The organism is Parvibium lacunae (assembly GCF_003335215.1).
GTDB lineage: Bacteria > Pseudomonadota > Gammaproteobacteria > Burkholderiales > Burkholderiaceae_D > Parvibium > Parvibium lacunae.
Genome location: NZ_QPGB01000005.1, coordinates 1 through 13,814, shown reverse-complemented (window position 1 = coordinate 13,814; position 13,814 = coordinate 1). Strand labels below are relative to the sequence as shown.

Sequence of the window (13,814 nt, the reverse complement as noted above, 5' to 3'; positions counted from 1 at the left end):
GCTATCCGAGCGCAGCCCGGCGGGCTTGGTAGACAGCGTCAGTCGCAGGACGCACCCCACGCCACAAGGCAAATGCCTCTGCCGCTTGTTCGACCAGCATGCCCAGCCCATCCACTGCTTGTTGGGCGCCGCTGGCCTGAGCCGCTTGTATAAAGGCCGTTGGCGTGGCGCCATACATCATGTCATAAGCGAGTGCCCCAGGCGCATAGACCCCCTCGGGTAACACCGGGGCGGTTGCCGCCAAACTGCTGGCACTGGCATTAATCACCACATCATAACTACCGGGGATCGCTTCAAAACCACTGACGCTCAGCGCGATCGAGGTCTGCCCGAGTAGGGGGGCGACCAAGGCCTCGGCATTCGCGATGGTGCGGTTCGCAATATGCAGGCAGGCTGGCTGGGTCGCCAAGAGCGGCCACAATGCGCCGCGTGCCGCCCCGCCCGCGCCAAGCAGTAAAATTCGCTGCCCTGCCAGCGGGGTCTGCCAACGTACTTGTAAGTCACGAATCAACCCAGCACCATCAGTGTTGTCCCCATAGATGCGGCCATCCGCAAAAAACATCAGCGTATTGACCGCCCCCGCTTGCTGCGCCCGTTCGCTGAGAATCGTGGCATAGTGGCAAGCTTCCAACTTAAATGGCACGGTGACATTCAAACCGCGCCCACCGGCTTGTCGAAACGCCTCCGCCGTGGCGCTAAACGCCGTTAAGGGGGCCAGCAGTTTTTCATAGACTAGCGCTTGCCCTGTTTGCGCCGCAAAGGCAGCATGAATCGCGGGGGATTGACTGTGGGCAATCGGGTGACCAATGACCGCATAGGTATCTTGCGTAAAAGGGGCGAAGGGGGCAAGAAACATTATTGCTTGGTAGTGAGCTGATCATTGATGAAATCCCAACGGCGCGTAATCACGAAAAGATCGTTTCCTTTCATGACATTGTCGGGAATCGCGGCAAAGGGCGCCGCCATGCGTAGAATTTTTTTCACGGCACCATCGAGTACGGTATGCCCCGACGATTTATCAATATGGACCTCCGCCAGCGACCCATCTTTGTATAAATAGACCGATACCACTAAGGTGCCATAGAGCTTGCCACGCGCTTCAGCGGGGTAGTTTAAGGTGCCGACTTGCTCGACCTTGCGTCGCCATTGCTCAACATATAGAACATCTTCGGCAGCCAAGGCATCGACCCCAAAGAAACGTTTTTTTGGCCGCTTTTGATAATCCTCGACCCGTTGCTCAATTTGCGCTTCCATCCGTGCCAGTAGTTTGCTCTGATTCAAGAGCTCGGTGCTCGACAACGTTGGGGTGGGCGGGGTCTCTTTTACGTCTTGCGTTGCGCTGGATTTGTGGGGTGTGGCTTTGAGCTGGGCCAGTAATTTACGCTGCTGGTCTTCTAGCTCTTGTTGCCGCCGCATGCTGGCCTGCAGGCTATCGCCATCGCTCACTTGGCCGCTGTTAGGCAGGGGTGAGGTAGCCCGCCCTGCATCGGCATTGCCGCCGCCTTCCTGATTGGCTTGTGCCAGCACTTTCGGGGAATTAGGCCGGCTTGCTGTTTTGCTGTTAACCAGCACGATTTCCAATTGGTTGTCGCTCGGCTTGAGCTTGAATGTGTCGGGTGCCACGAATCGCACGGCGAGCAGCACGGCATGCGCGAGCACAGAAAAGATCAAGGCCCATTTCAGGGCGCGGTCGGATTTTTCTTGGTAATTTGCCATGCTGCGATTTTACTGCATGCCGGTGTTTACCGGCGAGGCTTCTGCACTGTCGCTCGTCGCAGAAGGGGTAGCCACCTCAGGGGTATCCTCGAGGGGAGCCTCAAGCGGGCTGTCAAACGCACTGTCTGGTTTACCCTCTAGCCCGGTAGGCTCCTCTGCCAGGGCATCTTCCTCAAGCACCGCACTGTCAGTATGGGCGCTGGCGCTGATGAAGCGTGCTTCAAGTGTTAGATCAACCCAATCCCAACTGAGAATGTCGATCTCAATTTCGCGCCCGCGCCCAATGTTTGCGGGCAAGCTGCTCAAGCGGAAGGTCAGGGGAATCGCCCGCAGCCGGACAATTTCTTCTTTGATCACCACCGCTGCTAGGCGCAGCGGCTGCCCTGCCGCGGGCTGTTGGCAGGCTTCTCCGGCAGGCACGGAGCTGTGGTTATCGAGTGCCGCCGTCCGCGCCGCTTGTGCTAACCAACGCAGGCTCCAATACCGTTCCATCCAATTTTGAAAGTCGTTGTAGCTGGTGTAGGCGGCGTCGAATGCTGAAATTAGCGCAAACAGTTCTGCGCTACCCGGCGCAAATGCTGGCGACTGTTGTTGGATAACCGCCAGCAGTTGCCATTGATTGACCAGATCGGTATAGCGCCGCAGGGGCGAGGTACTCCAGATATATTGTGCGACGCCCAGCCCCTCATGCGGCCCTGGTTTGGTCTGCATCCGGGTCCGGAAATTTTGCTGTACCCGGTAAATACCGGGCACACCATGCGCTGCGAGTAACGCGCCCCAGGTGCTATTGGCGCAGATCATGAACTCGGCAACCAAGCGATCTAGCGGTGCTTGACGCTGCCGCGCGACAATTCGTACCTGTGCGTCGGCGTGTCCTAAGTCAGCACCGTCACACTCGACGTAGTAATTGTAATCAACCCGATTCAACATCTCAGGCTTGCCCCGTACCGCCATGCGCGCCGCATACAGCCGCAAACTTACTTGCCATAAAATCGCCAGCGCTGCTTGAAAGGGGTACGCGCCGGCCTGTTCCTGGTTGAGCCCTTCAACCAAACTGCTTTCAGTGATCAGTGCGTCCAGCTCGTCATGCCGCAAGTTTGCTGCAATCGGCACTTGCTCCACCACGCTGTGCGAGCTGACGATGCGGTAGTCTTGGTCAACCGTGAGGTAGAGCGACAGCGCCGGACAAGTTCGTCCCGCCGCGAGGGTGTAATGCTCAATCAGGGCGGTTGGCAACATCGTAATTTTATTACCCGGCATGTAAACCGTTGAGAGCCGTTGACGGGCCACGCTATCCCAGTCGGAATTAGGGGTGAGCCCTAAACCAGGCGCGGCAATATGAATCCCAATTTGCCAGCCCGTGGGGGTAGGGGTTACGGAAAAAGCATCATCAATCTCGGTTGTGCTGCTGTCATCAATACTGAAGGCAGCCACGTTGGCCATGGGTAATGGCGCAGGTGCGGCAGGCAGCGCCAAGGCGGGAAACTCGGTGCCACGGGGAAAGCAGGCATAGAGAAAGCGTGCCATGTGCAGCGCATAGGCGTGTGGGAAGCCACCCAATACCAGCAAGAGCCGCTCGGGCTGCTGCTGCCGCGCTTGGGCGGCTTGCTCTAGGGCTTTGTATTCGACACTGTTTTTATCGGGCTTAAAGAGTAAGCCGGGGAGCGCTTGCTGAATTTCCAGCGGCAACCGGCCTGCCACCATCTCGGCCGTATAAGCCTCCTGCTGCTGGCGCTGCAGCTCTTTGCGCGCCACGGCCTGCTTTGCTGCTTGCAAAATCTCGGCTGGCGCGGGGCGATATTGGCCCCGCCCTTTGCGGTAGAAATACATCGGCGCACTGTGTAACCGAAATAACAGGGCCGTCCGTTGAATCACGGTGGGTTGGCTAAAGTAATCGGTGGCCAAGGCCTCAAAACTGAATTCTGCAGGCGGTGCGCATTCCCACAAAAAATCCAAGTCCAGGCTTTGGCTTTCGGCTTCGGCAGCCGCTAACAGCGCGGCTGGCTCTGGCTGCGTGAAATTGAAAAAAACTTGATTGGCTTTGAGCTTGCTGCGCTTGCCAGAGGGCAGCTCAACTTGGAGGCTACCATTAGCCTCGCTCAGGATACGGCCAGCCTTAAAGCTGCCGCTTTCTTCAAATAAAACGTACATGACGGGGCTATTCTGTCTCGATGCCGGATTGTAGTGCATCCCGGCCTATATTTAGACGTGCCGCCGTCCAATCGTCGGGCAGCTAGGAAAAGGCCCCTGCCGGGCTTAGACCACCAGCCCGCCGGTGATTTCGATGATAGCTCCATTGATATAGCTGGCTTCATCGGAAGCCAAAAACGCATATAAATTGGCGACTTCAGCAGGAGTGCCCATCCGCTTCATGGGCACACGCTCACACAAGCCAGCTAACACTTTTTCTGGCATGGCATCTAAAATTGGGGTGGCGATAAAGCCGGGGCAAACTGCATTACTGCGGATTCCTTTTGGCCCCAATTCACGCGCCCAGGTTTGTGTCATGCCAATCACCCCGGCTTTCGAGGCGACATAATTGGTTTGGCCAAAGTTGCCATAAATACCGACGACCGATGAGGCATTCAGAATCACCCCACTGCCTTGCGCCAGCATGGTTTCAACCACCGCCTGCGTGCAGTTAAAGACCCCTTTTAAGTTGATGGCGATTACTTGATCAAACTGTGCTTCGGTCATTTTCACCAAGCGCGCATCCAGTGTAATGCCCGCATTATTGACCAAAACATCCAGCCGGCCATAGTGTGCAAGCAGTGCGGCGACTGCGGCATCAATCTGTGGCCGTTGTGTGACATCGGCCACGTAACCCACGGCAGCGTCAGCACGCAAGCCATTCAGCGCCGTGACAGCGGCCTCAACCGCCTCGCTTTTTACATCGCACACCGCAACGCGTGCGCCTTCCTGGACAAATTTTTCCGCAGTGGCATAACCAATGCCCCCCGCACTTCCTGTAATCAAGGCAACTTTATTGGCTAAACGCATGACAGACTCCTGAAGGGGTGACATTGATTTTTTAGCGTGACGCGAGCAATGGCTGACTTACCGCCGTAAAGAGCGCCGGTAAAAACACCTCACTCACCAGCATACGTGCTTGTCGCCGCGTAAAAACCGAACGGCGTGCATAACAGCCGGTGTGGGCAAACTGCGCTTGCGGGCCACTTGACGCTAACGTCAATTTACCAGAGTTTAGTGGCGTTGATAAGGCGTGCTGCGCTTTTTGCAGCAAAGGATGCTTACCTAACAAGTGCGAAAAATACAGCGCCTGACGCTGGATCAGCGGGTCAGAAAACAACGCGGAGCCGAGTGACTGATGCCCCAGTTCACTGAAAAAAGGCCAGTCATAGGCGGTGTGGTGCAGGGGAACGACGGTGTGCGCAAACACAACGGGTTGATCATTCAGCCATAGCAGCACTTCTCGTTGCCAGACTTGCCCAGGCCGCGTCAAGCCAAGCGCCCGCCACTCATCTGCATGCACCGGCGCCAACCCCTGGTGTAAACAATGCACCCGGAACTGACCGCAAGCTTGTAAGGCTCGGGTTAGAGAATCCGTTTGCACCACCCAGTCACGCGCGGCCCCGCTGAGCCCTGCAGGCACAGCCTGTCGCCAATGCGCGCAACGCGGGGTGCTGGCCTTGGTCATGGGGTGGCCTCGCGATAAGGCGCGGGGTAACCACAAAAATCCAACACCGCCCCGACATAGTCCGGGTAGGCGCTAAGTGCGTGCTCTCCCCCTTGAATGATGGTTTGCGGTGCTTCCGCATATTTCGCCACCATCTCCCGCCAATCCAGCACTTCATCGCCGGTGCAGGCGAGCAGCCAATAGCGCTCAGGCCAGGTTGGTGTGGGCGTATCCAGAGCTTGCAATTCATCGAGATACTGCGGTAGAAAGGTCATCTCTTCATCGCTGAAGTAAATGGTTTGCCGCCCCAGATGAGCTTGTAAATCAAGCCAGGGGCTGATGGCGGGGTTGAGCAACACCGCCCGCCCGCCGTATTTTTCTGCTAACCAAGTGGCGTAGAACCCGCCCAGTGAGCTACCAATAAACGCCAGTTCGGTTTCCCGCAGGGTTGGGCGGATCAACGCTTCGACACTGGCGATAGCCGCACGCGGTGAGGCGGGCAAGTTAGGAATCAGAATCTGTTCGCCATAGCCTCGTGCTTGCATGGCAGCCAGCGTTTGCTGCGCTTTCAGTGAGCGCGGGGAAGAACGAAAACCATGCAAATAGAGCAACATAGACACTTTGCCAACAACGATTGATCAAGTCCCAGCCTTAGCTTGCATAACGCTCGGCCAGCGCATCAAGCAGGCGCTGATGAATGCCACCAAAGCCCCCATTGCTCATGACCAAGATATGGTCGCCGGGGCGCGCAGTGGCGACAATCGTTGCAACGAGCTGCGCCATGTCGCCCTCAACCACCGCTTTCTCGCCCAGTGGGGCCAGCGCCGCTGCGACATCCCACCCTAACTGATTGTCGTAACAGAAAATGGCGGCTGCGGCTTCCAGGCTCGCTGGCAATTGGGCTTTCATGACCCCCAGCTTCATGGTGTTAGAGCGCGGCTCTAATACAGCTAATACGCGCTCATGTGCCGGAATCTGCTGGATTAACCCAGCCAAAGTCGTTGCGATGGCGGTGGGGTGATGGGCGAAATCATCATAAACCGTGATACCAGCAACCGCCCCCCGTTTTTCCATGCGACGTTTGACCCCGGCAAAACGTGCCAGCGCCGCGCAGGCATCGCCTGGCCGGACGCCAACATGCTGCGCTGCGATGATGGCTGCCAGCGCATTGGCGCGGTTGTGTGCGCCATTGAGCGTCCACTCAACGTCACCCCAATGCTGGGTACCCTGCCATACCGCAAAACGCTCATAGCCCGGGCGCCCATCTACTTGGGCGGCGCTCAGCACCACACGCCAGCCGGCATCGGTATCATGCGCAGCGAGGCTGGCGGCGTCGCCGGTTGCACTGAAATAACACACCTCACTCCAACAGCCCCGGCTCAGTACCCGACCCAGCGCGGGCTGATCGGCATTCACCACTAGCCGCCCTTGTCCGGGGACGGTGCGCACCAGATGATGAAATTGCGTTTCAATCGCCGCCAGGTCGGGAAAAATATCCGCGTGGTCATATTCGAGATTATTCAGAATCGCGGTGCGGGGGTGGTAATGAACAAATTTACTGCGTTTGTCAAAAAACGCGGTGTCGTATTCGTCTGCTTCCAGCACGAAAAAAGCGCTATCGGTCAAACGGGCAGAACGATCAAAATTACGCGGGATGCCCCCAATCAAAAACCCTGGGTTGAGGCCATTGGCTTCCAGGATCCAGGCCAGCATCGCACTCGTGGTTGTTTTGCCGTGCGTGCCAGCGACAATCAACGGCCATTTGTCGCGCAGCAAATAATCCCCCAGCCACTGAGGCCCCGAAAGATAAGGCAGATTACGGTTCAATATCTCTTCGACCAGGGGCATACCGCGCTTGGCAACATTGCCGATCACATACAGATCTGGCTCGAGCTTGACCTGATCGGCCTCAAACCCCTCGATCAGCTCAATGCCAAGCGCCATTAATTGCGTGCTCATAGGCGGGTAAACATTCGTATCGCAGCCCGTGACCCGATGCCCGAGTGCTTGAGCGAGGGCGGCGACCCCCCCCATAAACGTACCGCAAATACCGAGAATATGAATGTGCATGATGCCAGTCTTTAAAAAAACGAAGCCATTGTAACTGCCCTAGCGCAGAGAATGAATAAGATATCTTTCAGGCATACCAAGCCATCTGTCTGATGCTCGTTAATTGGCACAAAAATAACCTTAGCGCATGGCTTCAGATGAATCATTAGCCAGCCAGCCGGCAGTACCACTCTTGAACCTGAGCGCAATGAGTGGGGCCAAACAGCCACAACCAGTGGCTAATCAACCGCACTTTCAACCCAACAAGTATCACGCCATGACCGCGTGAGTATCAAGATTTAATACTTCAAAAATAACTCATTCAACCCCCAAAGAATCAATTGCAAAACAATGGGCAAGGATGAGACGAGTGGGGATAATGCAGGATAAAACCAAACACTAACATAACGACAGAGGGTAAAACATGGCCGGTTTATTAGTTTTAAGTGTCATTGTTGGATATTTCTTTCTAGGCAAATGGCTGGTTGGTCGTGCGAAATCATGGCCGATAAAACTGCTGGTTTTAGTTGGATTGATTTTGTTTCCAACGGCGGATGAAATTTATTATCGGATTAAATTAAAAAGATTCTGTGAAAACGAAGCTGGATTTAAAGTTTATTCAACAGCAAGTAAGTTAGCTGGATTGCTGAACGATGAAGTGGTTTACCCGGATTATTTAAAGCTAGTGAATGTTAATTTTGTGGAGTCTAGGAATATTTCTGCAAACAAAATTACTCGACTTTCAAGAACAGAAAAAGGCGCTATCGAGTCGACTACTGTTCCCACTATATCCGCTAAATATCAACTAAGTACTAAAAAAATTGATACTGGAAAATTTCTTGAATATGAAGTTTTCATTTCAGATAGAACGACAAAAATTAAATTATCTAGCCTAAAAAACCTTAATTATTACGGTGGTTGGTTCACTTTTAATGTGTTGGGTTCGATAGGGGGTAGTGGCCCAACACTTCAAGGTAGTTGCGGTTATAGCGAGACTGGAATTGACTCTTATAAGCTCATCAACTCTACATTTACAAAATAAATTGGCAAGGAATAAAACATGGATAGCAAAAAATTGCGTGATTACGCATGGATGTCTCAGGCTTCATATCTAGGTTTAGACGATGCGGTACCTTATTCACAAAGTAGCTTATTTGGACAGCTTATTGGAGATGCTTTCAATAAAGCGAATCTCTTTTTTGACGGGCAAGCCAAGCTCTTCACCAACACCACCAATGGCTACAGCTTCGTCAGCCAATTGCCGAATACCCCGAATGGCACTTCACTCACTGTATTCAAAAGCAACGCGGATGGTTCGTATGACATTGCCGTGCGCGGCACAGAGCCAGGAGCGCAGCTTTTCACTGACTTAGTAGAAGATTTCTGGGGCGTGGTGCTAGCCGGAAAGGCCAAGGTACAGATTCTTGAAGCCTTCCGCTACTACAAACAACTCACTACAGCCGGTGGACAGCCTGTTATCTACACCACAGCCGAACAAACTGCCATGAGTAATCTGATTCTCAGTGGCGGGATTCCCCCCTTCAACACCGTAGAAAACCTCTCTGCCGCCAGTGCAGCCTTCAAAGCCTATACCGCTAACGACAAAGGGCTAGGTGCAGTGGGCCAAACCCTGATTCCGGCGGGGGCTACCCTGAACTTTACTGGGCATAGCTTAGGTGGGCATGTTGCCTACTTGCTCGCGGGTCTCATTGAATCCACCAGCGGTGGGCGTTACAACTTAGGGGATGTCGTCACCTACAACGCCCCCGGTGAGAATGCGCTAATTTACGAATGGCAAAACTGGTTTGGCTTTTCACAAAGCACCCAAGTTGGCACGATTGGTAGTCGTCACCTAGCCCTGTATGGCGAGGGTGGGTTAAATGTTACAGCAGGACTAGGCCAAGTGATTGGTACCCGAGTCGGCGTTGATATAGAAAAAGAAGGTGAGCTTTCAATCGCCAATCATGCCATTACCAAACTCAGCGATGCATTGGCTTTGCAGAATGTACTGAATCAACTCGATAACAGCCTCACTACCGAAACCATGAACAACCTGCAAAAAGCAGGTGCAAACAATGAAGCTGATTCCCTAGAAAATGTTTTAGATGGATTACGAAAAATTATTCTAGGGCCCAATCAAACTCCCACTAAAACACCCGGCACAGCCGACAGCAATACAACCAGAAATAACTTCTATACCAACCTGTATCAGTTATTAAACCCGAACCAGCAAGGCACCCCCACCGGCCCCTTTGCCAGCCTGATGGGCAAACTCCAAATCACTGCGACAACAGCCAACGCTGAGAGCGCCAAGAGTGACTTTGGTCAGTTTCTAAGTTTGTATTACCTCACTCCCTTTACCGTGAGCACGCCTGATGCGGGTAGCCAAGCCAAGCTCTTACTCACCCAACCCCAAAGCCTGATTGACGCCTGGAGCAACGACCAAGCCAAGCGCGCCACCAACACCAACAGCGAACTCAACTTCAGCGACAAATGGCTAGCCGACCGGCGCAGCATGCAAAGCTGGCTCATTCAAGGCAACACCCAAGATAACCCTAGCACCGATAGCGGCCCCAACGGCAAACAAATCATCATTCCTAGCAACAGCGTTAACGACAGCTGGCTCTTTATTGATAAAAGCACACCCACTCCCCAAAGCATACTCATCAACCCCATCACCTCCACCACCGTCACCCACCTAGTGAGCTTTGGCGGCACTGGAAACGACCTTCTAGAAGGACAAAACCACAACGACCGCCTCTATGGCGGTGCGGGCAACGACACGCCATGTGGCAAGTTACAAGCGGTGATCCAAAAGTTGGTGAAAGAAGCTAGTCAACCTTGTTTCAATTCACGCGAAGGAGTTGCGGTATGACCGGCATTTTTTTACTGGCAGTGATTGCCCTATGGAGCTACTGCGCCTTTCGTATTGCTCGTTGGGCAAGCCAAAGAATTGCAAAACCAACTTTACGTCGAGGCACCATTCTATTGCTGTTTGTGATGTTGATGATCTTGCCAGTAGGGGATGAAATTATCGGTGCGATGCAGTTTCGGGCGTTGTGTGAAAAATCTCAATACATCACATGGCTAGATTCTGCTAATGGCCAGGTTTTGACCTTAAGAGACCCGAAGACTGGGTATGTTGCTACGCTCGATAAAAAAATTATTGGAACTTTCTTGCCTATCGTAGAAAGTGAATTTTTATGGCGTGAAGTAGAAACACGTAAACCAACCCTATCTTATAAATCATTAAATGTGGGCGGAGGGTGGCTGATCAGAACATTGGGGATTTCAGAAGGACATGTCCCTATATTTATCGAACACCCATCCTGTTCCCCTGACATTCAAAAAATTTTTCTTGATAATCATTTCACTCAAGCTCAATAGAAAGACCACATTATGACCACCACAATCAATCAAGCCTATATCAATGCTTTATTAGCTGATGCAGTATATGCAAATGACAATCAAGGTCTTAAAAATGGACAGACAGGTCAAATTCTGGAAAGCGTTATACAAAAACGAATGACCCCCACCCAAGCCAAATTTATTGCAGACAACTTCACCGTCGTTTCTGCCGAAGACAAGCCCGATGCGCCGTTTGGTTCCAGCTTTGAAGGCGTGGTCTGGCGCGGCAATGCAGGAACAGACTACGCTGGGCAAATTTATGTTTCCATGCGCGGTTCACAACAGATCACCGACTTTCTGGTAGATGGCGATCTCGCTACCAGTGGTGCTACATACTCACAAATGACATCCAATAGCGCCTTCTAGGAGAACAAAAATGATCGGCATTCTGTTTTTAATTGGAATCACTGTATGGCTAATTCTAGCCGTGATGATTAGCAAACGTATCCCGCGCTGGGTAAAGGCCACTAAACATACAACTACTATCAGTGCCTTGGCATTTCCATTTGTGTTAGTAGCACCGGTTGCAGATGACTTAATTGGGCACTGGCAATTCTACGGGCTATGCGAAAAAGTGGCTGTGGTGATGCTCAGTCCGGATTGGGAGAAAGTGAAACGGGCAAAAGACAAATATCTACCTAGAGTCAAAGTTACTAGCTTAATTAACCCAATTTATTCGCATATCGTTCAGTACGTTGATGTTGATACGCAGGAAGTTTTTCTATCAACAAAAACGTTGACTACGTATGGTGGGTTTTTGCGGAATCATTTTTATGGATTGGGTAGTGCAACTGAATGCCGACCAAAAAATGTGTCAGAAGTATTTAAGCAAATAAATATTGATAAGTTAATCAGACAGGGAGAAATAAAATGACCGTAACAATCAACCAAGCCTATATCAATGCTTTATTAGCTGATGCTGTTTATGTTGATTTAACTTCTGGCATGACGGTTGCGGATCTCAAAAGTGCTCTTGCACCACGCATGACCGAAACCCAAGCCAAATTTATTGCCGACAACTTCACCGTCGTTTCTGCCGAAGACAAGCCTGATGCGCCGTTTGGTTCCAGCTTTGAAGGCGTGGTCTGGCGAGGCAATGCAGGAACAGAGTACGCTGGGCAAATTTATGTTTCCATGCGCGGTTCACAACAGATCACCGACTTTCTGGTGGATGGCGATCTCGCTACCAGTGGTGCTACATACTCACAAATGACATCCAATAGCGCCTTCTAGGAGAAAAAATATGACCGGCATTTTTTTACTTGTAGTGGTTGCACTTTGGAGCTACTGCGCCTTTCGTATCGCTCGTTGGGCAAGCCAAAGAATTGCAAAACCAACTTTACGTCGAGGCACCATTCTATTGCTGTTTGTGATGTTGATGATCTTGCCAGTAGGGGATGAAATTATCGGTGGGATGCAGTTTCGGGCGTTGTGTGAGGCGAATGAATTCATCGATGTAGATATAGAAAAAATTCGCGGTAAAACTATTGTGCTTGGTGGTGAAACAAATATGGGATTGCCAGGAATGATAGATCGATCAATTGCATCAGTTATACCAATTATTGAAAGTACATCTACTTGGAAGGATGAAACAACTGGCGAGACGTTGTTGACATACAAGCAGTATCTTGCGAGTGGCGGATGGTTAGTTCGCTTTTTTAAATTGACCGAATCAAGCGTTCCCATTGCGTTCTCGAAACACAGTTGTCAGCCAAGAAATAAACCGCAAGTTTTTGCTGTTGTTAAGACCAAATAAATTTTAAGGATATTCAAATGACCACCACAATCAATCAAGCCTATATCAATGCCTTGTTGGCTGACGCAAGTTATGTTGAAAATTTAGGAAATGGGCAAACTGGTGAGATCCTTCTCAATAATAGAGATCTTATTGGGCGCATGACGCTTACCCAAGCCAAATTTATTGCAGACAATTTCACCGTCGTTTCCGCCGAAGACAAGCCCGATGCGCCGTTTGGTTCCAGCTTTGAAGGCGTGGTCTGGCGCGGCAATGCAGGAACAGACTACGCTGGGCAAATTTATGTTTCCATGCGCGGTTCACAACAGATCACCGACTTTCTGGTGGATGGCGATCTCGCTACCAGTGGTGCCGCCCGCGCGCAAGTGCTCGACATGGTGAATTGGTGGTTACGCATTACCACCCCCGCCGGACAAATGGCCAAACAAATTAGTGAATATAACTACGGGCTCACCAATACGTGGGCTTACGTATACACCACCTCGGTGCCCGGAGAAGGTTTAGTCCCCGCCAATGCCACCCTCAACGTGAATGGCCACAGCCTAGGCGGCCATCTGGCTTCCGCGTTTGCCCGCATCTTTGGCGGGCAAGCCGACATGGCTAGCGTTAACACCTTTAATAGTGCTGGCTTTTTACCTGGTAGTGAAAGTGTTTTCAACAAACTACAAGACCTGCTCGGAACCGGGCTACCCACTTATGCCAGCAATGTACAAAACAACTTCTTTGCCCAAAACGGGATTAACGTCACCACCAACACCTTTTGGTTTAACCAGATCGGACAACGTATTTCACTCTTCAATGAAGAAGGAACTGGATTTCCCAATCATTACATGTACAAATTGACAGACGCTCTCGCACTAGCGAATACCTTGAAAAAAATAGACAGCAGCCTGACGTTTACTACGCTTGGCACCCTTTTTAGTCAGGGGGAAAATAAAACGGTAGCTAGTTTAGAAGGGGTGTTGGACGGCCTGAGGAAACTCATTCTTGGCCTCAACATCACGCCCACACCGATTAGTGACGCAGGAGATAGCCCCGATCGTAAAACTTTTTTTCAAAATCTCCAAGACCTCCAAAACAGCAGCGCCTTTAAGGCGCTGGCTGGCAAACTCCAAATCATTGCGACAACAGCCAACGCTGAGAGCGCCAAGAGTGACTTTGGTCAGTTTCTAAGTTTGTATTACCTCACTCCCTTTACCGTGAGCACGCCTGATGCGGGTAGCCAAGCCAAGCTCTTACTCACCCAAC

Annotated in this window: 14 protein-coding genes and 1 pseudogene; 8 read left to right on the top strand and 7 right to left on the bottom strand. The window is 51.8% G+C overall.

Annotation, left to right across the window (positions count from 1 at the left end; genetic code table 11):
- Position 1 precedes the first annotated feature (1 nt).
- The 7 genes from aroE to mpl form a co-directional block, all read right to left on the bottom strand.
- The gene (aroE, locus tag DU000_RS10280; RefSeq protein ID WP_114403330.1) at positions 2-856 is read right to left on the bottom strand and encodes a shikimate dehydrogenase; all 855 of its coding nucleotides are present in this window, start codon (positions 854-856) and stop codon (positions 2-4) included.
- Positions 856-1,716 carry an energy transducer TonB gene (locus tag DU000_RS10275; RefSeq protein ID WP_114403329.1) on the bottom strand — a complete coding sequence of 287 codons (861 nt, stop codon included), beginning with the start codon at positions 1,714-1,716 and terminating at the stop codon, positions 856-858. The genes aroE and DU000_RS10275 overlap by 1 nt, the downstream gene beginning before the upstream one ends.
- Before the next feature lie 9 nt (positions 1,717-1,725).
- Complete coding sequence (locus tag DU000_RS10270) at positions 1,726-3,867, bottom strand: ribonuclease catalytic domain-containing protein (protein WP_114403328.1); 2,142 nt, start codon at positions 3,865-3,867, stop codon at positions 1,726-1,728.
- A 105-nt stretch (positions 3,868-3,972) separates the two neighbouring features.
- Positions 3,973-4,716 (bottom strand): 3-oxoacyl-ACP reductase FabG, encoded by a 744-nt coding sequence (gene fabG, locus DU000_RS10265; protein WP_114403327.1) that lies wholly within the window; start codon positions 4,714-4,716, stop codon positions 3,973-3,975.
- A gap of 31 nt (positions 4,717-4,747) precedes the next feature.
- A complete protein-coding gene (locus DU000_RS10260; protein WP_114403326.1) occupies positions 4,748-5,374 on the bottom strand; it encodes a chorismate--pyruvate lyase family protein in 627 nt (208 codons plus the stop codon).
- Positions 5,371-5,967 (bottom strand): YqiA/YcfP family alpha/beta fold hydrolase, encoded by a 597-nt coding sequence (locus tag DU000_RS10255; protein WP_114403325.1) that lies wholly within the window; start codon positions 5,965-5,967, stop codon positions 5,371-5,373. The genes DU000_RS10260 and DU000_RS10255 overlap by 4 nt, the downstream gene beginning before the upstream one ends.
- A gap of 37 nt (positions 5,968-6,004) precedes the next feature.
- Positions 6,005-7,423 carry a UDP-N-acetylmuramate:L-alanyl-gamma-D-glutamyl-meso-diaminopimelate ligase gene (gene mpl / locus DU000_RS10250; RefSeq protein WP_114403324.1) on the bottom strand — a complete coding sequence of 473 codons (1,419 nt, stop codon included), beginning with the start codon at positions 7,421-7,423 and terminating at the stop codon, positions 6,005-6,007.
- A 403-nt stretch (positions 7,424-7,826) separates the two neighbouring features.
- Here mpl and DU000_RS10245 point away from each other — a divergent pair, with 403 nt between their 5' ends.
- From DU000_RS10245 to DU000_RS10210, 8 genes and pseudogenes are all read left to right on the top strand, one after another.
- Complete coding sequence (locus tag DU000_RS10245; protein WP_114403323.1) at positions 7,827-8,444, top strand: hypothetical protein; 618 nt, start codon at positions 7,827-7,829, stop codon at positions 8,442-8,444.
- An 18-nt stretch (positions 8,445-8,462) separates the two neighbouring features.
- Positions 8,463-10,277, top strand: a complete 1,815-nt coding sequence (locus DU000_RS12865) for a hypothetical protein (protein WP_205074060.1) — start codon at positions 8,463-8,465, stop codon at positions 10,275-10,277.
- Positions 10,274-10,789, top strand: coding sequence for a hypothetical protein (locus DU000_RS10235; protein WP_114403322.1), 516 nt, complete (start codon positions 10,274-10,276; stop codon positions 10,787-10,789). The genes DU000_RS12865 and DU000_RS10235 overlap by 4 nt, the downstream gene beginning before the upstream one ends.
- Positions 10,790-10,801: 12 nt before the next feature.
- The gene (locus DU000_RS10230) at positions 10,802-11,176 is read left to right on the top strand and encodes a hypothetical protein (RefSeq protein WP_114403321.1); all 375 of its coding nucleotides are present in this window, start codon (positions 10,802-10,804) and stop codon (positions 11,174-11,176) included.
- 10 nt (positions 11,177-11,186) lie between these two features.
- Positions 11,187-11,684: a hypothetical protein gene (locus DU000_RS10225; RefSeq protein WP_114403320.1), complete on the top strand. Its 498-nt coding sequence runs from the start codon at positions 11,187-11,189 to the stop codon at positions 11,682-11,684.
- Complete coding sequence (locus DU000_RS10220) at positions 11,681-12,043, top strand: hypothetical protein (RefSeq protein WP_114403319.1); 363 nt, start codon at positions 11,681-11,683, stop codon at positions 12,041-12,043. Before DU000_RS10225 ends, DU000_RS10220 begins: the two co-directional genes overlap by 4 nt.
- Positions 12,044-12,053: 10 nt before the next feature.
- Positions 12,054-12,566 (top strand): hypothetical protein, encoded by a 513-nt coding sequence (locus tag DU000_RS10215; RefSeq protein WP_114403318.1) that lies wholly within the window; start codon positions 12,054-12,056, stop codon positions 12,564-12,566.
- A 17-nt stretch (positions 12,567-12,583) separates the two neighbouring features.
- Positions 12,584-13,814: pseudogene (locus DU000_RS10210) on the top strand (calcium-binding protein); the annotation flags it as partial.

Bases quoted from the DNA above. Each gene is read 5' to 3' on its own strand.
- DU000_RS12865 (WP_205074060.1), top strand. From the start codon at position 8,463: ATGGATAGCAAAAAATTGCGTGATTACGCATGGATGTCTCAGGCTTCA.
- DU000_RS10270 (WP_114403328.1), bottom strand. From the start codon at position 3,867: ATGTACGTTTTATTTGAAGAAAGCGGCAGCTTTAAGGCTGGCCGTATC.
- DU000_RS10230 (WP_114403321.1), top strand. From the start codon at position 10,802: ATGACCACCACAATCAATCAAGCCTATATCAATGCTTTATTAGCTGAT.
- DU000_RS10225 (WP_114403320.1), top strand. From the start codon at position 11,187: ATGATCGGCATTCTGTTTTTAATTGGAATCACTGTATGGCTAATTCTA.
- aroE (WP_114403330.1), bottom strand. From the start codon at position 856: ATGTTTCTTGCCCCCTTCGCCCCTTTTACGCAAGATACCTATGCGGTC.
- DU000_RS10215 (WP_114403318.1), top strand. From the start codon at position 12,054: ATGACCGGCATTTTTTTACTTGTAGTGGTTGCACTTTGGAGCTACTGC.
- DU000_RS10235 (WP_114403322.1), top strand. From the start codon at position 10,274: ATGACCGGCATTTTTTTACTGGCAGTGATTGCCCTATGGAGCTACTGC.
- fabG (WP_114403327.1), bottom strand. From the start codon at position 4,716: ATGCGTTTAGCCAATAAAGTTGCCTTGATTACAGGAAGTGCGGGGGGC.
- DU000_RS10245 (WP_114403323.1), top strand. From the start codon at position 7,827: ATGGCCGGTTTATTAGTTTTAAGTGTCATTGTTGGATATTTCTTTCTA.
- DU000_RS10220 (WP_114403319.1), top strand. From the start codon at position 11,681: ATGACCGTAACAATCAACCAAGCCTATATCAATGCTTTATTAGCTGAT.
- DU000_RS10260 (WP_114403326.1), bottom strand. From the start codon at position 5,374: ATGACCAAGGCCAGCACCCCGCGTTGCGCGCATTGGCGACAGGCTGTG.
- DU000_RS10275 (WP_114403329.1), bottom strand. From the start codon at position 1,716: ATGGCAAATTACCAAGAAAAATCCGACCGCGCCCTGAAATGGGCCTTG.
- DU000_RS10255 (WP_114403325.1), bottom strand. From the start codon at position 5,967: ATGTTGCTCTATTTGCATGGTTTTCGTTCTTCCCCGCGCTCACTGAAA.
- mpl (WP_114403324.1), bottom strand. From the start codon at position 7,423: ATGCACATTCATATTCTCGGTATTTGCGGTACGTTTATGGGGGGGGTC.